At 77.0% G+C, this 660-nt stretch carries 2 pseudogenes; one reads left to right on the top strand and one right to left on the bottom strand.

The window, feature by feature from the left end:
- Window positions 1-182 (top strand): annotated as a pseudogene (locus RM572_RS28685) (hypothetical protein); the annotation flags it as partial.
- A gap of 290 nt (window positions 183-472) precedes the next feature.
- On the opposite strand, the pseudogene RM572_RS28680 reads toward RM572_RS28685, so the two are convergent.
- Window positions 473-660, bottom strand: a pseudogene (locus tag RM572_RS28680) (aldehyde dehydrogenase family protein); the annotation flags it as partial.

The raw sequence follows: 660 nt of genomic DNA, 5'->3' as shown, positions 1-660 counted from the left end.
ACCTCACCGGCGACGGCGACCAGACGGACCCGCCCGCGCGCCTGTGCGCCCTGCTCCCCGGCACCGGCGCGACGTGCACCTTCGTCCACCCGAACGCTCTCGGCGCGGACAACCAGGCCCGTCAGCTGCGGGCCGCCTTCGAACGGTTCCGTGCCCCGGTCCCGGCCGCCCACCGTTCCTGACGGGGGGCACCGCCCGCCCGTGCGGGTGCGTCCCGCGCGGCACGTGAGCGCGGGCGCACACGGCGTTCGCGGCGCCGGGCCGGCGGCGCGCGTCCCGCGCAGGTGAGCGCGGGCGGTGCGGGCGCCCCGCTGATCCGCTTCCAACCCGCGCCCTGGCCCCCAACTCCCTTACGGAGAACGGCCGCACCTCGCCGAGGTGCGGCCGCGGTGCCGGGTCGCGAGGCGCCCTGACCGGCGTCGTCCGCACCGGTCACGGTCGCTGACCGGCAGTCAGCTCCCGGCCAGCCCGGTCAGCTCAGCGGCTTGCGCAGGACCGCCTTGCGGTGGCTGAACGTCTCCAGGGAGTACCGGCCGTGGTAGTTGCCCATGCCGCTCTCCCCCACCCCGCCGAACGGCAGGTCGGAGACGGTGAGATGGGCGAGCGGCAGACCGTGTCCGAGGCCGCCCGACGACGTCTCGGCGGCGATCCGCTCCCGCG

The organism is Streptomyces hazeniae (genome assembly GCF_031845485.1).
GTDB classification, from domain to species: domain Bacteria; phylum Actinomycetota; class Actinomycetes; order Streptomycetales; family Streptomycetaceae; genus Streptomyces; species Streptomyces hazeniae.
This window is presented reverse-complemented; position numbering and strand designations above follow the sequence as displayed.